Source organism: Streptomyces chisholmiae (assembly GCF_031845445.1).
GTDB lineage: Bacteria > Actinomycetota > Actinomycetes > Streptomycetales > Streptomycetaceae > Streptomyces > Streptomyces chisholmiae.
The window spans coordinates 1-18942 of record NZ_JAVREO010000009.1 but is presented as its reverse complement, the minus strand read 5'-3'; the positions used below and the strand labels follow the sequence as shown (position 1 = coordinate 18942).

Genomic DNA, 18942 nt, shown 5'->3' with positions numbered 1-18942 from the left:
ACCCTACCAGGGGGCGCACAGCGGGCCCGCGCGCCGCACTCCGCTCTCCCGCACGCTCCGACCAAGCCTTGCCGCCCGGTAGGGAGTTGATTACACTCCGCATTCGTTACTGGTCGGTAGCAGCACCGAACTCAGGGGGACGGTCCACCAACCATGCGCACTCAACGGGGTCATCGGGGCCCTCGGCCGACGGGGCCAGGCGGCCGGCGCGTCGACTCCCGCCGCCCACAGCCAGGGCCTCGCGAGCGCGCCAGGCCCCGGCCGCAGGAGTGGTTCGCCGGCCAGCTGCTGCTGGTGCTCAGCGGCCAGCGCCCGGTCACCAGCCTGCTCGGCCACGTCCGCGACCCGGCCTACGAGCTGCTCGCCCACCTGGCGCCGCTGGCCCCGCTGCGCCCAGCCGACGGCGATCCGGCGCCGGCGCTGCGGCTGGTCAGGGGGACCCGCCCGAGCAGCTCGGCGATCGAGGCGTGCGCCGTGATCAGCGTCGGCGAGCGCACCCGGGCCCTGGCCTTCCGGCTGGAGCAGCAGCCGGGCGGCTGGCGCTGCACCGCCGTCGAGCTGGACACCGTCCCGTGACCGCCCGTATCGCGCCCCGCCGCCGGCGCCCGGACGCGCGGCGGGGGCGCGCCCCTTGCGGGACACGCCCCCGACCACCCGGCCCTGGCCCGACGGGGCCGCCGACCGCCGCGTCACTTCTTCCGGCGCCGGCCGCCCTTCTGGGCCTTGCGCCGCTCGGCGCGGGTCTGCCCCTCGCCGGAGCTGGTCGCCGCCGGAGCGCCCTCGCCCGCCGCGAAGTCGCCCTCGACGACGCCGCCGGCGCCGTCCACCGAGGGCGCGGAGAAGCGCAGCCCCTCGGCCCGCTTCGGCGCCTCCAGGCCCTTGGCCAGGATCGCCGGCCGGGCACCGGCCGGCACCGCCTCCTGCTCCGGGGCGCCCTCGGCCTGCTCCTTGGCGCCGCCCTGCACCGGCACCTGCTCGACCTGCCGCTCGACCTGGACCTCCAGGTTGAACAGGTAGCCGACGGACTCCTCCTTGATGCCGTCCATCATCGCGATGAACATGTCGTAGCCCTCGCGCTGGAACTCGACGACCGGGTCGCGCTGCGCCATCGCGCGCAGCCCGATGCCCTCCTGGAGGTAGTCCATCTCGTAGAGGTGCTCACGCCACTTGCGGTCCAGCACCGACAGCACCACGCGGCGCTCCAGCTCCCGCATGACCTCCGAACCGAGCTCCTCCTCGCGCTTGTCGTACTGCCGGTAGATGTCCTCCTTGATGGAGTCCGCGAGGAACTCGGGGGTCAGCCCGTCCCGGCCGCCGCACTCCTCCTCCAGCTCCTCCACGGTGACCTGGACCGGGTAGAGCTGCTTGAAGGCGCCCCAGAGCCGATCCATGTCCCACTCCTCGGCGAAGCCCTCCACGGTCTCCGCCTGGACGTACGCCTCGATGGTGTCGTCCATGAAGAAGCGCACCTGCTCGTGCAGGTCCTCCCCGGAGAGCACCCGGTGCCGCTCCCCGTAGATCACCTCACGCTGCCGGTTGAGCACCTCGTCGTACTTGAGGACGTTCTTCCGGATCTCGAAGTTCTGCTGCTCGACCTGCCCCTGCGCGGAGGCGATCGCGCGGGTGACCATCTTGTTCTCGATCGGCACGTCGTCCGGCACGTTGGCCATGGACATCACGCGCTCGACCATCTGCGCCTTGAAGAGCCGCATCAGGTCGTCGCCGAGCGACAGGTAGAAGCGGGACTCGCCCGGGTCGCCCTGCCGGCCGGAGCGGCCACGCAGCTGGTTGTCGATCCGCCGCGACTCGTGCCGCTCGGTGCCCAGCACGTAGAGCCCGCCGAGGGACTTGACCTCCTCGAACTCCGCCCGTACCGCCTTCTCGGCCCGCTCCAGGGCGCCGGGCAGCGCCGCCGCCCACTCCTCGGCGTTCTCCACCGGGTCCAGGCCCTTGCCGCGCAGCTCGTCCTCGGCGATGTCGTCCGGGTTGCCGCCGAGCTTGATGTCGGTGCCACGGCCGGCCATGTTGGTGGCCACCGTGACGCCGCCCTTGCGCCCGGCCTTGGCGACGATCGCCGCCTCCCGCTCGTGGTTCTTCGCGTTGAGCACCTCGTGCCGCACCCCGCGCTTGTTGAGCTGCTGGGAGAGGTACTCGGACTTCTCCACCGAGGTGGTGCCCACGAGCACCGGCTGGCCGGTCTCGTGCCGCTCGACGATGTCGTCGACCACGGCGGCGAACTTGGCCGGCTCGGTGCGGTAGATCAGGTCGGCCTGGTCGATCCGGGCCATCGCCCGGTGGGTCGGGATCGGCACCACGCCCAGCTTGTAGATCTGGTGGAACTCGGCGGCCTCGGTCATCGCCGTACCGGTCATGCCGGAGAGCCGGTCGTAGAGACGGAAGTAGTTCTGGAGGGTGATCTTGGCGAGCGTCTGGTTCTCGTCCTTGATCTTCACCCCCTCCTTGGCCTCGATCGCCTGGTGCATGCCCTCGTTGTAGCGCCGGCCGGCCAGGATGCGGCCGGTGTGCTCGTCGACGATCGTCACCTCGCCGTCGATGACCACGTAGTCCTTGTCCCGCTTGAACAGCTCCTTCGCCTTGATGGCGTTGTTGAGGTAGCCGACGAGCGGGGTGTTGACCGACTCGTAGAGGTTGTCGATGCCCAGCCAGTCCTCGACCTTGCTGACCCCGGCGTCGTGGATGGCGACCGTGCGCTTCTTCTCGTCCACGTCGTAGTCGCCGGTCTCGGCCTGCTGCTTGGTGGGGACGGCCGGCTCGCCCTTCTCCAGCCGCTTGGCCAGCTTGGCGAAGTCCGCGTACCACTTGGTGGCCTGGTCGGCCGGGCCGGAGATGATCAGCGGGGTCCTGGCCTCGTCGATCAGGATCGAGTCGACCTCGTCCACGGTGGCGAAGTTGTGCCCCCGCTGGACCAGCTCCTCCTTGGACCAGGCCATGTTGTCCCGGAGGTAGTCGAAGCCGAACTCGTTGTTGGTGCCGTAGGTGATGTCGCAGTTGTACTTCTCGCGACGCTGCGCCGGGCGCATCCCGGAGGTGATGCAGCCGACGGACAGGCCCAGGAAGCGGTGCACCCGGCCCATCCACTCGGAGTCACGCTGGGCCAGGTAGTCGTTGACCGTGATGATGTGCACGCCCTTGCCGGAGAGCGCGTTGAGGTAGGCGGGGAGCGTGCCGGCCAGGGTCTTGCCCTCACCGGTCTTCATCTCGGCGACATAGCCGAGGTGCATCGCCGCGCCGCCCATCAGCTGCACGTCGTAGTGGCGCTGCCCCAGCACGCGTTTGGCGGCCTCCCGCACCGTGGCGAAGGCCTCCGGCAGCAGGTCGTCCAGGCTCTCGCCGCCGGCGTACCGCTCCTTGTACTCGTCGGTGAGCGCGCGCAACTCGGCGTCGGTCAGGTTGACGAAGTCCTCTTCAATCGAGTTGACCTCTTTGGCGAGGCGCTGCAGCCTGCGCAGGATCTTGCCTTCGCCTGCACGCATGATCTTGTTGAAGACGGACACGAGGGCTGGTCTCCTTGCCGGTCGGGCCTGGCGCGACTGATGGCGCGGGTGGCACAGCGAGATGGCCCCGCCGCACCGGCCATGGTATGCGAGCGCCCACACGGGTGTCAGTGGTCGGCCCTACGATCCCCCCATGACTGCCGCTTCCTTGTCCCTCTCCGCCGACGAGGCCCGCCGGATCGCCCTCCGGGCGCAGGGTCTGCTGGGCTCGCCCGACCGCCGCGCCGGGGTGCGCGGGGTGCTGCGCCAGCTCGGCTCGGTCCAGCTGGACACCATCTCCGTGCTGGCCCGCTCCCACGAGCTGCTGCCCTACGCCCGGCTCGGCGCGGTGGGCCGCCCCGCGGTGGAGTCGGCGTACTGGTCCGGCGAGACCGCCTTCGAGTACTGGTCCCACGCGGCGTGCCTGCTGCCGATGGAGGAGTGGCCGTTGTTCGCCTTCCGCCGGCGTGCCTACCGGGCCAGGGAGAGCTGGTCCCAGGAAGTGCCGCCGGCCGCCTACCGCCAGGTGCTGGAGAGCCTGCGCGCGCGGGGCCCGCTGACGGCCACCGAGCTGGGCGGCGCCAAGAACGGCGGGCTGTGGTGGGACTGGAGCGAGAGCAAGATCGCGGTGGAGCGGGCGCTGATGCTGGGCGACGTGGTGGTCACCAGGCGCCGCGGCTGGAAGCGCGTCTACGACCTGCCCGAGCGGGCGGTGCCGGAGGTTTTTTACCACGATCGGTTGACCGACGAGGAGTGCCTGCGACAGCTGGTCGCCCAGGCGGGCGCCGCGATGGGGGTGGCCACCCAGGCCGATCTCGCGGACTACCACCGGCTGCGGGCGGCCGAGGTCGACGCGGTGGTCGAGGAGTCGGGGCTGGTGCCGGTCGAGGTCGCCGGCTGGCCGGCGCCAGCTGGCCGCGGCAGCCGGCACCGGGCCTGGGCGGATCCGGCGGCGCTGGCCGCCGCGCCGCGCGGCCGGCACCGCACGACCCTGCTCTCCCCGTTCGACTCGCTGGTCTGGGACCGCCCGCGCACGGAGCGGATCTTCGGCTTCGTGCACCGACTGGAGGCGTATGTGCCCAGGCCCAAGCGGATATACGGCTACTTCGCGATGCCGCTGCTCGCCGGGGGCCGGCTGCTCGGCCGGGTGGACCCGGCGCGCGAGGGCCGGACGCTGGTCGCTCGGCACGCCGCCTTCGAGGGCCCGCTCGCCCAGGCGGGCAAGGCCGCCCCGGCGATGGCCCAGGCGCTGGTGGAGGCCGCCGCCTGGGTGGGCTGCGACCAGGTCAGGGTGGAGCGCTGCACCCCGGCCGAGCTGGCCGGCCCGCTGACCGCCGAGCTGGCGGCGCTGACCTGACCCGGCACCGGCGGGGCGCCGCCGGCGGGCGGCGCCGGCCCCGGGCTGGGCGCGGCGGGAGCCGGCCCTGGGCCGGGGCGGCCGGTCAGCCGGTCTCCAGGTCCAGGATCTTCTCCCGCATCGCGTAGACCACGGCCTCCATCCGGGAGTGCAGCTGGAGCTTCTCCAGGATGTTCCGCACGTGGTTCTTGACCGTGTTCTCGCTGATGAACAACTCCTTGGCGATGTCCCGGTTGTTCTTCCCGGTGGCCACCAGCTTCAGCACCTCCAGCTCCCGGTCGGTCAGCCGGGGCGCCGGCACCAGCCGGCGCTCGTCGGTGCGCTGGATCATCGACTTGAACTCGGTGAGCAGCTTCGCCGCCATCGAGGGGCTGATCTGCGACTGCCCGTCGGCCACGGCGCGGATCGCGGCGGTCACCTCGTCGGTGGAGATCTCCTTGAGCAGGTAGCCGGTCGCCCCCGCCTTGATCGCGTCGTAGAGGTCGGCCTCCTCGTCGCTGATCGTCAGCATGATGATCCGCGCGCTGGGGGCCACCTCCTTGATCGAGGTGCACGCCTCGATCCCCCCGCGCCTGGGCATCCGCACGTCCATCAGCACGATGTCGGGCAGCAGGTCGGCGGCTTTCTCCACCGCCTCGGCGCCGTCCCCCGCCTCCCCGACCACCTCGATGTCGGACTCCTGGGCGAGCACGATCTCCAGCCCGCGCCGGAACAGCTCGTGGTCGTCCACCACCAGGACCCGGATCGGCTCCCGCGCGATGACCGGCTCCGGCTCCTCGCGAAGCGCCGGCCGCCCCCTGGGCATCCTGGGACCGAATGTCTCCACCGTCGATTCCTCCCCCTGGCCGCCACGTCGCCACCCTCGGCAACCCCATGATTTCACGGCGGCACCCCCGGCCGAATCCATGATCCGGCCAAGGGGTGCGCATCCGGGTGGGCGCTCCGGCGCCAGGTGGTGACCGACGGCGTCAGCCGCCCAGCGCGCCCCCCGCGCCCTCCGGCGTGACCTCGCTGAGCGGGTCGGTCTCCAACCGGATCACGCCGTAGTCGTAGGCGTGCCGTCGGTAGACCACGCTGGGCTGCTTGGACTCGGCGTCGACAAAGAGGTAGAAGTCGTGGCCGACCAGCTCCATCTCGTAGAGCGCCTGGTCCAGGCTCATCGGGGCGGCGGTGTGGGTCTTCTCCCTGACGACCAGCGGGCCCTCGCCCTCCACCACCACGGACCCCATCCGACGCACCGGCACCTCGGGCTCCGGGGTCGGGGCCGGCGCCGGCAGCAGCCCGGTGCTGTTGAGCGGCGCCGCGTCCGGCACCACCTCGGCGACCTCGCTGGCCGGGATACGCCCACGGCCGCGCCGCGAGGTGCGCTTGTCATTCTCCCGGCGCAGCCGTGCCTCCAGCTTCTCCACGGCCAGGTCGAGCGCGGCGTACGGGTCGGCGGCCGCCGCCTCGGCGCGGACCACCGGGCCCCGGTGCCGCATGGTGATCTCCACCCGGTCGGAACGGTCGGCCTGACGCGGGTTGTGCTCCTTGGACACCTCCACGTCGAGACGGGTCACCTTGCCGTCGATCCTCTGGATCTTGTCCAGCTTCAACTTCTCGGCCACGTGCCGACGGAACCGCTCCGGTACCTCGGTCTTACGACCCTTGACGACGATGTCCACGCGAACTCCGTTCCCGGAGAGCCCCGCGCCTCTGCGGGGTCCTCCTTGGTGCATGTGCGCCGGACGGCCGGTGTCCACGGCCTCGTGTCCGGCGTTACGACGGGGTGAGGACTTTCACCTCCTCTTCCCCGGTGCGGAAGATCAACACCCACTTAACCGGGGGATCAACGGTCAGAGCCGATCCTTCGCGAACATATGCGGAATTCAGTTAGGTCGATATAAGCCGGAATGCGAAGCATCGGCTCTCCTTCGAACGTACCGCTGTCCGCCCCGTTACGGCACCCCTACCCACGCGTACGCCCGATCCACGCCTGGGCCGGGCCCGCGACGACCGCCGCCGCCATCGGCTCGGCGCCCGCCAGGCGCACCGCGCGCGCCGCCTCGGCGAGCGAGGCGCCGCTGGTCACCACGTCGTCCACCAACAGCACCCGCGTCCCGGCCGGCAGCGCGCCGGGGCGCGCGGCCAGGGCGCCCGCCACGTTCTCGGCGCGCGCCCGGCCGGGCAGCCCCGCCTGGTCCGCCACCGCCCGGATCTGCCGCAGCACCGGCAGCACCCGCGCCGCCGTGCCGTCCCGGCGCAGCAGCGCCGCCGCCCGCACCGCGATCCGCCGCGTCGGGTCGTGCCCCCGCCGGGCCACCGCGGCCCGCGCCGACGGCACCGGCACGAGCGCCCAGGGCCCGACCGCCGGGCCGGGTACCGCGGCCAGCGCGGCGCGCGCCGCGCCCGCCAGCGCCGTGCCCAACGGGCCGGCCAGGGACAGCACTCCACGTTCCTTGTGGGCCAGCAGCAGCCCCCGGCCGGCGTCCGCGTAGGCGGTGGCCGCCCAGACCGGCGGCAGGCCGGCCGGCGTCGGCACCGGCCGCACCCGACGCGCGCCGCCGGCGCCCACCGCGGCCGCACAGCTCTCGCACACCCCGGCCCGCCCCCGGCCGCAGCCGGGGCACTCCAGGGGCAGCACCAGGGAACAGATCTCCCGCCACCATCCGCGCATGGCCCCACCGTGACCGACCGGCCGGGCCGTCGAACCGCCGGCCCCCGGCCACCACCCGGACGAGCGACGCCGGTCAACGAGGAAGCCCCACCCGGTCAACCGGCCGCGACCCGAACCGCCACGGCCCGCACCCAAAAAACGCGAACCCGAACCCGAACCCGAACCCAGCCGAACCCGAGCGACCCGACGCGATACCGACCCGACCGGCACCGCCACAGCCCGACCCGAACCCGACCCGAAGCCGGTCCGCCGCGCCGCGGCCCCGTTCAGCCCGGGTAGAAGGGCGCCGAGCCGCCCTCGGCGACCAACTTCCACTGGCCGTCCTCGCCCAGCCGCGCGATCCGGTTGCCCGTCGCCGCCAGCATCGGCCGCCCCTCCTGCTCCGACACCGCGACCGCCTGCACGTCGTTGAGCCCCGGCACGCTGGGCCCGCCCCCAGTGGAACCGTCGGCCTCCACGTAGCTGATCTGCTCGACGCCGTCCACCGGCCGGCCGACCACCACCAGCCCGCTCTCCCCGGCCCAGGAGACCGCCACCGTGTCCGCCAGCTGGGGCGCCACCGGCCGCAGCTCGTTGACCGCGACGGAGACACCCTCCGCGTTCTGGTCCCGCTCGATCCGGCCGAGCAGCAGCGTGCTGCGCTCCCCGTTGCCCACCAGCATGGCGATCCGCACCGAATCGGGCGCCACCCGCAGCGCCTCGATCCGCTGCCCCTCGCGCAGCCCGTGCACCGGCACCTCCCGAGGGGTGCCCTCGCCGCCGGTCAGCCGCAACAGCTGCGGCTGCTCCGCGTCCCGGTCGGCGACCCAGAGGTCGCCAAGACCGTCCCAGCTGGGCGTGGTCAGGCCGCCCGCCTCGTCCGCCGGCGCGGCCAGCGGCAGCGCCTCGGGCTCGGCGTCCCGCTCTTCGAGCGGCGCGACGAACAGGGTCGAGCCGTCCGCGCTGACCCCGGCCGCCAGGTCGCCGCCCCGGCTGACCGCCGCGCTGCGCAGCTCGGCGCTGCGCTGTCCCAGCGGCCCACTGACCGGGTAGGGCTTCTCGTCGTGGTCGGGGGAGAGCGAGACCAGCCGGGCGTCCTCGTCCAGGAAGTACCCGCGGCCCGAGTCACCGTCCAGCAGCCCGGGCGCCAGCTCGCGCGCCTCGGACGCCGTCTCGTCACAGAGCAGCTCCCCGGACCCCGTCCTGAGCCGGACCTCCGTCACGTCGACCGAGGCGACATCCTGCGCGGTGTGCAGCAACTGCGCCGCCATCCGCTCGCACCGGGACCGCGGCCAGTCGTCCGGCACCCCGTCCAGCCGCACGCTGAGCCGACCTGAGCCGTCTATGTTGACGCCGTCCCCGGCCAGCCGCACGCCCGTCGGGAAGGCCGAGGTCACCACCGGGCTCAGCCACTCGCTCGGCCCGGCCAGCAGGGTGCGCACCGCCTCCGAGACCGGCTCCACCCGGCGCCGCACGTAGATCGGGTCGGGCACCAGCACCCGGTCGGCCCGCTCGGCACGCTCCGCCTCGACCCGCAGGTCCGCGTAGTAGTAGGTGTTCACCGCGTGGAAGATCCGCCGGAAGTCGGCCTCGCCCATGACCAGGCCGTCCGGCAGCGCGTCGATCCGCCACTGGCCGTCCACCAGCCGCAGCTGGAAGAGCGTGCTGTACTCCTCGTCCCGCGGCGTGTACACGTGACCCGCGTCCACCTCGGCGAGCCAGCTGCCGGTGATCTCCACCTGGCTGGTCTCCCGCTCCGGCTCGGTGCCGACGGCCGCCGCGCCCGCCCCGGCGCCGGGCACCGGGTCCGCCTCCGCCAGGTTGAAGTCCGGGCCGACGGCCAGCACCGTGGTCCCGGCGAACGGGTCCCACTGCTCCCGCCGCCCCGGCGTCAGGTACTCCTTGGCCGTCTCGTACTCGGCGTCGTCGCTGGTGGTCGCCTCCAGGAAGCCGCGCACGATCTCCTGCGGGGAGGCGTTCTCCTGCGGGCTGACCCCGTCCACCCGCACCTGCGAGTCGCCCTCGGCCCGCTGCGAGGAGTCCACCCGCTGCACCGAACCGCTGCCGGGCATCGCGGCACAGCCGGTCAGCAGCAGCGCCAGCGCCAGCACCGCGACCGGCCAGCGCCGGTCCACCGCACCGCTCATCACCGCTCCTCCCCGGCCACGCCCGGCGCCCCCGGGCCGCCAGGACCCGCCGAGACGGCGCGCGCCGCCGACACCGCGCCGGCCCGCACCGCGCGCCTGGCCCGCGAGTCGTCCGGCTCCAACGGCAACGGCGAACGCCGCGGCGTCGCCCCCACCGTGCACGGCAGCGTCAGCCGGAACTGCGCGCCACCGCCCGGCTCACCCCACGCCTCCAACAGCCCGCCGTGCAGCCGGGCGTCCTCCACCGCGATGGACAGCCCCAGGCCGGTGCCGCCGGTCGTCCTGGCCCGCGCCGGGTCGGCCCGCCAGAAGCGGTTGAAGACCCGCTCCGCCTCGCCCGGCTTCAGCCCGATGCCGTAGTCCCGCACCGCGATCGCCACCGCCTGGCCGTCCCGGCCGGCCGCCAGCCGCACCACCACGTCCCGGCCCTCGCCGTGCTCGATCGCGTTGACCACCAGGTTGCGCAGCACCCGCTCGATCCGCCGCGGATCGACCTCGGCCACCACCGGCGAACCGTCGCCCCGCACCAGCAGCCGCCCGCCCCGCCGCTCGGCCAGCGGCTCGGCGCCCTCGACCACCCGGTGCACCACATCCCGCAGGTCCGTCGGCTCCGCCTCCAGATGGGCGGCCCCCGCGTCGAACCTGCTGATCTCCAGCAGGTCGGCCAGCAGCGACTCGAACCGGTCCAGCTGGCTGAGCAGCAGCTCCGCCGAACGCGCCGTCGCCGGCTCGAAGTCCGACCGCGCCTCGTGGATCAGGTCGGCGGCCATCCGCACCGTGGTCAACGGGGTGCGCAGCTCGTGCGAGACGTCCGAGACGAACCGGCGCTGCATCCGGGACAGCTCCTCCAACTGCTGGATCTGCGTCTGGAGGTTCCGCGCCATCTTGTTGAAGGACTCGCCGAGCCGCGCGATGTCGTCCTCGCCACTGATCTTCATCCGCTCCTGGAGCCGGCCGGCGGCCAGCCGCTCCGCGATCCGCGCCGCCATCCGCACCGGCGTCACCACCTGCCGCACCACCAGCCAGGCGATCGCCCCCAGCAGCGCCACCAGGAACAGGCCGGCCGTGGCCAGCGTCCCGGTGACCAGGCTCAGCGACTTCTCCTCCTGGGTGAACGGGAACAGGTAGTACAGCTGGTACTGGTTGCCCTCGTTGTCCGGCAGCCGCTTGCCGATGACCAGCGCGGCCTCGGTCTCGCCGTTCTGCCGCACCACCGTGCCGTACTGCCGGTGCGTCGCCGAGTGCCGGTCCACCGCCTCCCGCAGCTCGGGCGAGATGCTCTCGGCCGCCTGGATGTCCCCGATGGAACGCGTCCCGCGCGGCGGCGCCGGCGAGGCGTCCGAGCCGAACGGCGGGCGGGACAGCTCCGAGCTGAGCGCCACCACGTAGTAGACGCCCTGTCCACCACTGGCCAGTTGCTCCACGATGCTGTTCAACCAGGTGCTGGTGTCCAGGCTCTGCCCGGCGCTGGCGTCCGCGTTCTCGTCGGCGTCCGCCGCCAGGTCCTCGGCCACCGCGAACCCGCCGTCCGCCTGGCTCTGCGCCGTCTGCCGCTTCGCCTCCAGCAGCCCGTTGCGCACCTGCCCGACCACCACCACGCCGAGCACCAGCACCACCGCCATCGACAGCAGCAGCGTGCTGGCCACCACCCGCAGCTGGATGTTGCGCCGCCACAGCCGCATCACGGACAGCAGCGGACCCCGCGCCACCCGACCGAAAATCCGGATGGCTGGCTGCACCCGACCGCTGTTCGCCCCTTCGGACAGCAGTCGGGAGCCGTGCCACCACATCCGGTCCGACACCTCAGCTCGATCCGGCCTTGTAGCCGACGCCCCGCACGGTCACCACGATCTCCGGCCGCTCCGGGTCCCGCTCGACCTTGGAGCGCAGCCGCTGCACATGCACGTTGACCAGCCGGGTGTCCGCCGCGTGCCGGTACCCCCACACCTGCTCCAGCAGCACCTCCCGGGTGAACACCTGCCACGGCTTGCGGGCGAGCGCCACCAGCAGGTCGAACTCCAACGGGGTCAGCGAGATCGCCTGGCTACCCCGCTTCACCGAGTGCCCGGCGACGTCGATCACCAGATCCCCGATGGCCAGCTGCTCGGGCGCCGGCTCCTCGGAGCGCCGCAGCCGCGCCCGGATCCGGGCGATCAGCTCCTTCGGCTTGAACGGCTTGACGATGTAGTCGTCGGCGCCCGACTCAAGGCCGACCACCACGTCCACCGTGTCGCTCTTCGCCGTCAGCATGACGATCGGCACCCCCGACTCGCCACGGATCAGGCGGCACACCTCGATCCCGTCACGCCCAGGCAGCATCAGGTCCAGCAGCACCAGATCCGGCTTGATCTCCCGGAAGGCCGCGAGCGCCTTGTCGCCATCCGCCACGAACGACGGCTCGAACCCCTCCCCACGCAGCACGATGCCCAGCATCTCCGCCAGCGCGGTGTCGTCATCGACGACGAGTACGCGTCCCTTCATGCGCCCATCATCCCATTGCCCGATGGCAGCTGATATGAACGTGATCTGGAACACACCTCGACCAGCCCGCCGTGATCCACCGGCGCCACCACTCCACGGTCCGTGACGATCGCCGTCACCAGCTCGGGCGGCGTCACGTCGAAGGCCGGGTTGTACGCGTGCGCCCCCACCGGCGCCACCGACACCCCGGGCGCCAGCTCCGTCACCTCGTGCCCGGACCGCTGCTCGATCCGGATCCCCGCCCCGTCCGGCGTCGCCAGATCCACCGTGCTCACCGGCGCCACCACCACGAACGGCACCCCGTGGTGCCGGGCCAACACCGCCAGCCCGTAGGTACCCACCTTGTTCGCCACCGCCCCGTCGGCCGCGATCCGATCCGCCCCCACCAGCACCGCGTCCACCTCACCCGCCGCGAACAGCGACCCCGCCGCCCCGTCCACCTGCACCGTGTACGGCATCCCCTCCCGCGCCGCCTCCCACGCCGTCAGCCTGGCCCCCTGCAACAGCGGCCGGGTCTCGTCCACCCACAACCGGCGCAGCGACCCCGCCCGGTGCGCCGCCCGCGCCACCCCGAAGGCCGTACCACCCCCCACCGACACCAACGCGCCCGTGTTGCAGTGCGTCAACAGCCGGTAACGTCCCCCGGGCAGCAACTCCCCCAACAGCTCCAGCCCCAGCCGCGCCATCCGCTCGCTGTCCGCCACGTCCTCCTCGTGCACCGCCCTGGCCTCCGCCAACGCCGCCGCCGCGGCCACCTCCCCCGACCCACCGGCCGCCTCGTAGGCACCCACCGCCCGCCGCACCCCGTACCCCAGGTTCACCGCGGTCGGCCGCGCCCCCGCCAACAGCCGGGCCGCCTCGGCCACGTCGAACCCCCGGGCCGCCGCCAACGCCACCCCGTACGCCCCGGCCACGCCCAGCACCGGCGCCCCCCGCACCGCCAACGACCGGATCGCCGCCACCAGCCCCGGCACATCCGTGACCGTCAACTCCACCTCCTCGGCGGGCAGTCGGGTCTGGTCCAGCAGCCGCAGCACCGGACCGTCAGGCGGCTCGGCCCAACGCAGGGTGGGGAGTCTCTGATCAGCCATTGCCCCAGTCTGCCGCCCGGACCCCGCAGAGAGAAGGCGCGACCGCGCGCCGCACACACCCCACCCGGCCGCGCCGCCGCCATGGCACGATGGGCGCCAAGGCAGTACGGCGGGGCCGTCACATCGGCCACCGGGGAATTCACTCGAAAAGGGAGTCACCGTGAGCGACAAGCCGGGCTGGACCTCGCCCGGATCTCCGCCCCCCGGCCCGGAGTCCGGGCCCCCCAGCCCACAGTCCGGCGGCCAACCGCCCGAGGGCCAGGGCCAACAGCCGACGGGCTGGGGCCAGACCCCGCCCCCCGGCTGGGGCCAGACCCCGCCCCCCGGCTGGGGCGGACGCCGCCCCTTCCCGCCGGCCGCCCCCAAGCCGGGCGTCGTCCCGCTCCGCCCGCTCACCCTCGGCGAACTCTTCGACGGCGCCGTCTCCACCGCCCGCGCCCACTGGCGCACCGTGCTGGTCATCAGCCTGGGCATCGCCATCGTCACCCAGGTCGTCGCGACCATCGCCATGCGCCTGTGGCTCAGCGACAGCGAGGGCCTCGCCGCCCTGGAGAACAACCCCGACCCCACCGACGAGGAACTGGCCCAGGCCCTCGGCGACTTCGCCGCCTTCGGCTCGGTCACCGGCGTGGTCACCCTGCTCGGCAGCGTGCTGGCCACCGCCATGCTGACCATCGTCGTCAGCCGCGCCGTCCTCGGCCGCCCGGTCACCCTCGGCGAGACCTGGGAGGACTCCCGCAGCCGACTCCTGCGCCTGCTCGGCGTGGTGACGCTCGTGCCGCTGCTCGCCGTCCTCGCCGTCGCCCTCCCCGGGCTGCTCCTCGGCCTCGGCGGCTCCGGCGGCCTCGCCGCGCTCGGCATCATCGGCGGCCTCGTCCTCGCCGTCTGGCTCTACGTCAGGCTCTCCCTCGCCGCCCCCGCCCTGATGCTGGAACGCCAGGGCGTCATCGCCTCCCTCCGCCGCTCGGCCAAGCTCGTCGAGGGCGCCTGGTGGCGGGTCTTCGGCATCCAGGTGCTGATGCTGCTGCTCGTCCTCGTCGTGAGCAGCGTCATCGAGTTTCCCGTCGCCGCCATCGCCGGCCTCATCGACGGCGGCGGCACCGACGCCCTCACCGGCGGCATGAGCGACCTCACCTGGACCTACCTGATCCTCACCGGCATCGGTGCGGTCATCGCCGCCACCATCACCCTGCCCATCAGCGCCGGCGTCACCGCGCTGCTCTACATCGACCAGCGCATCCGCCGCGAGGCCCTCGACCTCGAACTCGCCCGCGCCGCCGGCCTCACCAACCCCGACCAGACCGACCCCGGGCCGGAGCGCTGACCCCATGAGGCCGGCGGCGGACGACCCGGGGCCCCCACTCACCATCCCCCGGGACCCGGCCAGGGAGGCCGCCGAACGCGAGCTCTCCCAGCACCTCTACACCCAGCACCAGCCGGGCCCCGTCCGCCGGGCCTGGGACTGGCTGTGGGAACGCCTCTTCGGCGTCCTGGAGTCAGCCGCCTTCCACGCCCCGGGCGGCTGGCTGGGCCTCCTCGTCATCCTGCTGATCACCGCCGGGATCCTGCTCGCCATCCGGCTCCGGCTCGGCGCCCTCCGCACCGCGGCCGGCCCCCGCGCCGGCGGCGCGCTCTTCACCGAACGCCCCCGCACCGCCGCCGAACACCGCGCCGCCGCCGAGGAACACGCCGCCGCCGGCCGCTTCGGCCCGGCCGTCCGCGAACGGATGCGCGCCATCGTCCGCGCCCTGGAGGAACGCACCCTGCTCGACCCACGCCCCGGCCGCACCGCGACCGAGGCCGCCGCCGAGGCCGCCCACGCCCTCCCCGACCTCGGCCCGCGCCTCCACCAGGCCGCCGCCCTCTTCGACGCCGTCGCCTACGGCGAACACCCCGCCACCGCCGAGGACCACGCCCGGCTCGCCCAGCTCGACGACGACCAGCGCCGCGCCACCCCCGACCTGACCGCCGCCGGCTGGACCAGCCCATGACGCCCCCCGCAGCCCCGGCCGGCACCGCCGTCTCCCCCGACGCCCGGCAACTCTGGCACCGCGCCCGCCCCCTGCTGATCGCCGCCGGCGCGCTGCTCCTGGCCGGCCTGCTGCTCGCCGTCCTCAACTCCGGCGCCAGCGGCACCCTCAACCCCCGCTCCGCCGTCCCCAAGGGCAGCCGCGCCGTCGCCGAACTCCTCGCCGACCGCGGCGTCACCACCACCCTCGCCGGCACCGCGACCGAGGCCATCGAGGCCACCGGCCCCGACACCACCCTGCTGATCGCCCAGCCCGAAGCCCTCACCCCCGGCGTCCGCGACCGCCTGCTCCGGGCCAGCCAGCACGCCGGCGGCCGCACCGTGCTGATCGCCCCCGGCCCCGAGGCCACCGCGGCCTTCGCCCCCCAACTCACCATCGCGCCCCCCGCCGAAGCCACCGAACGCGCCCCCGAGTGCGCCTGGCCCCCGGCCCAGCGCGCCGGCACCGCCCGACTCGGCGGCTACGGCTACGCGCTCCTCGAAGGCACCACCGACGCCGACGCCTGCTACCCGGCCGCCGGGGTCCCCAGCCTGGTCACCCTCCCCGACCCGCGGGGCGGCGACACCGTGCTGCTCGGCTCCCCCGACATCCTCTACAACGACCAACTCGACCAGGCCGGCAACGCCTCCCTCGCCCTCCAGCTTCTCGGCGCCCACCCCACCCTGGTCTGGTACCTGCCCACCGGCGAGGAGGCCCCCCACCAGGGCGAGGAACGCTCCCTCACCGAGCTGCTGCCCGCCGGCTGGCGGTGGGCCGCGGCGCAGCTCGCCATCGCCGGCGGCCTGACCGCCCTCTGGCGGGCCCGCCGCCTCGGCCCGGTGGTCCGCGAACCGCTCCCGGTCACCGTCCCGGCCGCCGAGACCACCGAGGGCCGCGCCCGGCTCTACCACCAGACCCACGCCCGGGCCCAGGCCGCCGACGCGCTCCGCGCCGCCAGCCGCGCCCGGCTCGCCCCCCTGGTCGGCGTCCCGCCGGCCGAGACCCACGACCCCGAGGCGCTGCCCCGGGCCGTCGCCGCCCACACCGAGAGCCCGCCGGCCGACGTCCGCGCCCTCCTCTTCGGCCCGGCCCCCGCCGACGACCGCACCCTGGTGCGGCTCGCCGACGACCTGGACGCGCTGGCCCACGCCGTCGCCCAGGACCCACCCCCGACCGACCACGACGACCCGACGACAGGCGAGGAGCCCAGCCCGTGACCGCCCCATCAGCCGCCGCCCCGCACGCGGTCCTGGAGTCCCTCCGCGCCGAGATCGGCAAGGCCGTCGTCGGCCAGGACGCCGCCGTCACCGGGCTCGTGGTCGCCCTCCTCTGCCGCGGCCACGTGCTGCTCGAAGGCGTCCCAGGGGTCGCCAAGACCCTGCTGGTCCGCACCCTCGCCACCGCCCTCGAACTGGACACCAAGCGGGTCCAGTTCACCCCCGACCTGATGCCGAGCGACGTCACCGGCTCGCTGGTCTACGACACCCGCAGCGCCGAGTTCTCCTTCCAGCCCGGGCCGGTCTTCACCCACCTGCTGATCGCCGACGAGATCAACCGCACCCCGCCGAAGACCCAGTCCTCGCTGCTGGAGGCCATGGAGGAACGCCAGGTCACGGTGGACGGCGAGCCCCGCCCGCTGCCCGACCCGTTCATGGTCGCCGCCACCCAGAACCCGGTCGAGTACGAGGGCACCTACCCGCTGCCCGAGGCCCAGCTGGACCGCTTCCTGCTGAAGCTCACCCTCCCGCTGCCCTCCCGCGAGCAGGAGGTCGACGTCCTCACCCGGCACGCCGCCGGCTTCGACCCCCGGGACCTGGCCGCCGCCGGCGTCCGCCCGGTCGCCGGCGCGGCCGATCTGGCCACCGCCCGCGCGGCCGTCGCACGGGTCGGCGTCTCCCCGGAGATCGCCGGCTACGTGGTGGACCTGTGCCGTGCGACCCGCGACTCCCCCTCCTTCGCGCTGGGCACCTCGCCGCGCGGCGCCACCGCGCTCCTGGCCACCGCGCGCGCCTGGGCCTGGCTCTCCGGCCGCGACTACGTCACCCCGGACGACGTGAAGGCGCTTGCCCTGCCGACCCTGCGGCACCGCGTCCGGCTCCGGCCCGAGGCCGAGATGGAGGGCGTCACCGCCGACCGGGTGCTGACCGGTCTGCTCGCCCGCGTCGCCGTCCCCCGCTGATGGCGCTCACCGGCCGCACCGCGCTGCTCGCCGCACTCGGCACCCCCGTCGTCGGCCTGCTGCCCGGCTGGCACGGCCTCCTCGCCGTGGCGCTGCCGCTGCTCGCCGCGGTGCTCTTCGACCTGGCCGGCGCCGCCCCGGTCCGCACCCTGCGGCTCGCCAGGGACGGCGCCACCTCGGCCCGCCTGGGCGAGCCGGCCGAGGTGCGGCTGAGCGTCGCCAACCCGAGCCGCCGCCCGCTCCGCGCCGAGCTGCGCGACGCCTGGGCACCCAGCGCCTGGCAGCCGGGCGAGGCGTTCGCCGCGGCCCGGCACCGGCTGACCGTGCCGCCCGGCGAGCGCCGCCGGGTCACCACCACGCTGCACCCGATCCGCCGCGGCGACCACCGGCCGGACCGGATCACCGTCCGCTCGCACGGCCCGCTGGGCCTGGCCGCCCGGCAGGGCAGCCATGTGGTGCCCTGGACGGTCCGGGTGCTGCCGCCGTTCACCAGCCGCCGGCACCTGCCGGCCAAGCTCGCCCGGCTCCGCGAACTCGACGGCCGCAGCACGTTGTTGACCCGGGGCGAGGGCACCGAGTTCGACAGCCTCCGGGACTACGTCCCGGGTGACGACGTCCGGTCCATCGACTGGCGGGCCACCGCCCGGCAGTCCGCCGTCGCGGTGCGTACCTGGCGCCCGGAGCGGGACCGGCAGCTGCTGCTGGTACTGGACACCGGCCGCACCTCGGCCGGCCGGGTGGGCGACATCCCGCGCCTGGACGCCGCCATGGACGCGGCGCTGCTGCTGACCGCCCTGGCCACCCGCGCCGGGGACCGCGTCGACCTGCTGGCCTTCGACCGCGAGCCCCGGGCCACCGTCCGCGGCCGGACCGGCGGCGACGTGCTGCCGGCCACCGTGAACGCGCTGACCACCCTGGAGCCCAGGCTGGTGGAGACCGACACCTCGGCGATGGCGGCGACCGCCCTGGCCCAGGCGCCGCGCGGCTCCCTGCTGGTCCTCTTCACCGGCCTGGACGCGGCCCCCGTGACGGCCGGCCTGCTCCCGGTGCTTCCGCGACTGACCGAACGCCACCCGGTGCTGATCGCCGCGGTGAGCGACCCCCGTATCGACGAGCTAGCCGCCGGCAGAGGCACGGTGAGCGCCGTCTACGAGGCCGCGGCCGCCGCCCGCCACCAGGCGGAGCGTCAGGCGACGGCGCAACGCCTCAGGTCCCTGGGGGTCACGGTGGTCGAGGCGCCTCCGGCGACGCTGGCCCCGGCGCTGGCCGACGCCTACCTGGCCCTCAAGGCCGCCGGCCGGCTGTGAGAACCGGCGGGTGAGGCGAAAGGCCGGTGCATAACGGGGGGTGGCGCAACGCAAAAAGGAGTGGTGGGGACTACCCGATTCCTCGGATAAACCCCACCACTCCTCATTCAAAAATTGTCCGGCGGCGTCCTACTCTCCCACACGGTCCCCCATGCAGTACCATCGGCGCTGAAGAGCTTAGCTTCCGGGTTCGGAATGTAACCGGGCGTTTCCTCTCCGCCATGACCACCGGAACCCTAAAA

15 protein-coding genes and 1 rRNA gene are annotated in these 18942 nt (G+C 74.0%); 7 read left to right on the top strand and 9 right to left on the bottom strand.

The window, feature by feature from the left end; all coding sequences use genetic code 11:
• The first annotated feature begins 153 nt into the window (after positions 1 to 153).
• The gene (locus tag RM844_RS16225) at positions 154 to 576 is read left to right on the top strand and encodes an Rv3235 family protein (RefSeq protein WP_311667914.1); all 423 of its coding nucleotides are present in this window, start codon (positions 154 to 156) and stop codon (positions 574 to 576) included.
• Between the two features lie 113 nt (positions 577 to 689).
• On the opposite strand, the gene secA is transcribed toward RM844_RS16225, so the two are convergent.
• A complete protein-coding gene (gene secA, locus RM844_RS16220) occupies positions 690 to 3515 on the bottom strand; it encodes a preprotein translocase subunit SecA (RefSeq protein ID WP_311667913.1) in 2826 nt (941 codons plus the stop codon).
• 133 nt (positions 3516 to 3648) lie between these two features.
• On the opposite strand from secA, the gene RM844_RS16215 reads away from it, so the two are divergent.
• On the top strand, positions 3649 to 4851 hold the full coding sequence (locus tag RM844_RS16215; protein ID WP_311667912.1) for a winged helix-turn-helix domain-containing protein: 1203 nt from the start codon (positions 3649 to 3651) through the stop codon (positions 4849 to 4851).
• Between the two features lie 85 nt (positions 4852 to 4936).
• Here the strand turns inward: RM844_RS16215 and RM844_RS16210 are convergent, their stop codons facing one another.
• From RM844_RS16210 to mtnA, 7 genes are all read right to left on the bottom strand, one after another.
• Positions 4937 to 5656, bottom strand: a complete 720-nt coding sequence (locus RM844_RS16210) for a response regulator (RefSeq protein WP_394814533.1) — start codon at positions 5654 to 5656, stop codon at positions 4937 to 4939.
• Positions 5657 to 5819: 163 nt separating this feature from the next.
• Entirely contained in the window at positions 5820 to 6515 is a 696-nt protein-coding gene (gene hpf / locus RM844_RS16205) for a ribosome hibernation-promoting factor, HPF/YfiA family (protein ID WP_311667911.1), read from the bottom strand.
• A 284-nt stretch (positions 6516 to 6799) separates the two neighbouring features.
• Complete coding sequence (locus tag RM844_RS16200; protein ID WP_311667910.1) at positions 6800 to 7507, bottom strand: ComF family protein; 708 nt, start codon at positions 7505 to 7507, stop codon at positions 6800 to 6802.
• Positions 7508 to 7773: 266 nt separating this feature from the next.
• Complete coding sequence (locus RM844_RS16195; RefSeq protein WP_311667909.1) at positions 7774 to 9633, bottom strand: LpqB family beta-propeller domain-containing protein; 1860 nt, start codon at positions 9631 to 9633, stop codon at positions 7774 to 7776.
• A complete protein-coding gene (mtrB, locus tag RM844_RS16190; protein ID WP_311668151.1) occupies positions 9633 to 11423 on the bottom strand; it encodes an MtrAB system histidine kinase MtrB in 1791 nt (596 codons plus the stop codon). The genes RM844_RS16195 and mtrB overlap by 1 nt, the downstream gene beginning before the upstream one ends.
• A gap of 13 nt (positions 11424 to 11436) precedes the next feature.
• On the bottom strand, positions 11437 to 12114 hold the full coding sequence (gene mtrA / locus RM844_RS16185) for a two-component system response regulator MtrA (RefSeq protein ID WP_062203694.1): 678 nt from the start codon (positions 12112 to 12114) through the stop codon (positions 11437 to 11439).
• Positions 12111 to 13205 (bottom strand): S-methyl-5-thioribose-1-phosphate isomerase, encoded by a 1095-nt coding sequence (gene mtnA / locus RM844_RS16180; protein ID WP_311667908.1) that lies wholly within the window; start codon positions 13203 to 13205, stop codon positions 12111 to 12113. The genes mtrA and mtnA overlap by 4 nt, the downstream gene beginning before the upstream one ends.
• 160 nt (positions 13206 to 13365) lie before the next feature.
• Between mtnA and RM844_RS16175 the strand changes: the two genes are divergently transcribed.
• The 5 genes from RM844_RS16175 to RM844_RS16155 are packed head-to-tail and all read left to right on the top strand — an operon-like array spanning position 13366 to position 18700.
• Positions 13366 to 14529, top strand: coding sequence for a hypothetical protein (locus RM844_RS16175; protein WP_311667907.1), 1164 nt, complete (start codon positions 13366 to 13368; stop codon positions 14527 to 14529).
• Between the two features lie 4 nt (positions 14530 to 14533).
• The gene (locus RM844_RS16170) at positions 14534 to 15196 is read left to right on the top strand and encodes a DUF4129 domain-containing protein (RefSeq protein ID WP_311667906.1); all 663 of its coding nucleotides are present in this window, start codon (positions 14534 to 14536) and stop codon (positions 15194 to 15196) included.
• Positions 15193 to 16431, top strand: a complete 1239-nt coding sequence (locus RM844_RS16165; protein ID WP_311667905.1) for a DUF4350 domain-containing protein — start codon at positions 15193 to 15195, stop codon at positions 16429 to 16431. The genes RM844_RS16170 and RM844_RS16165 overlap by 4 nt, the downstream gene beginning before the upstream one ends.
• The gene (locus RM844_RS16160; RefSeq protein WP_311667904.1) at positions 16428 to 17393 is read left to right on the top strand and encodes an AAA family ATPase; all 966 of its coding nucleotides are present in this window, start codon (positions 16428 to 16430) and stop codon (positions 17391 to 17393) included. Before RM844_RS16165 ends, RM844_RS16160 begins: the two co-directional genes overlap by 4 nt.
• A complete protein-coding gene (locus RM844_RS16155) occupies positions 17393 to 18700 on the top strand; it encodes a DUF58 domain-containing protein (protein ID WP_311667903.1) in 1308 nt (435 codons plus the stop codon). Before RM844_RS16160 ends, RM844_RS16155 begins: the two co-directional genes overlap by 1 nt.
• Before the next feature lie 116 nt (positions 18701 to 18816).
• On the opposite strand, the gene rrf is transcribed toward RM844_RS16155, so the two are convergent.
• Positions 18817 to 18933: ribosomal RNA gene (gene rrf, locus RM844_RS16150) — 5S ribosomal RNA — on the bottom strand.
• Positions 18934 to 18942 lie beyond the last annotated feature (9 nt).

Bases quoted from the DNA above. Each gene is read 5' to 3' on its own strand.
- RM844_RS16225 (WP_311667914.1), top strand. From the start codon at position 154: ATGCGCACTCAACGGGGTCATCGGGGCCCTCGGCCGACGGGGCCAGGC.
- RM844_RS16215 (WP_311667912.1), top strand. From the start codon at position 3,649: ATGACTGCCGCTTCCTTGTCCCTCTCCGCCGACGAGGCCCGCCGGATC.
- RM844_RS16210 (WP_394814533.1), bottom strand. From the start codon at position 5,656: ATGCCCAGGGGGCGGCCGGCGCTTCGCGAGGAGCCGGAGCCGGTCATC.
- RM844_RS16200 (WP_311667910.1), bottom strand. From the start codon at position 7,507: ATGCGCGGATGGTGGCGGGAGATCTGTTCCCTGGTGCTGCCCCTGGAG.
- RM844_RS16195 (WP_311667909.1), bottom strand. From the start codon at position 9,633: ATGAGCGGTGCGGTGGACCGGCGCTGGCCGGTCGCGGTGCTGGCGCTG.
- mtrB (WP_311668151.1), bottom strand. From the start codon at position 11,423: ATGTGGTGGCACGGCTCCCGACTGCTGTCCGAAGGGGCGAACAGCGGT.
- mtrA (WP_062203694.1), bottom strand. From the start codon at position 12,114: ATGAAGGGACGCGTACTCGTCGTCGATGACGACACCGCGCTGGCGGAG.
- mtnA (WP_311667908.1), bottom strand. From the start codon at position 13,205: ATGGCTGATCAGAGACTCCCCACCCTGCGTTGGGCCGAGCCGCCTGAC.
- RM844_RS16170 (WP_311667906.1), top strand. From the start codon at position 14,534: ATGAGGCCGGCGGCGGACGACCCGGGGCCCCCACTCACCATCCCCCGG.
- RM844_RS16165 (WP_311667905.1), top strand. From the start codon at position 15,193: ATGACGCCCCCCGCAGCCCCGGCCGGCACCGCCGTCTCCCCCGACGCC.
- RM844_RS16155 (WP_311667903.1), top strand. From the start codon at position 17,393: ATGGCGCTCACCGGCCGCACCGCGCTGCTCGCCGCACTCGGCACCCCC.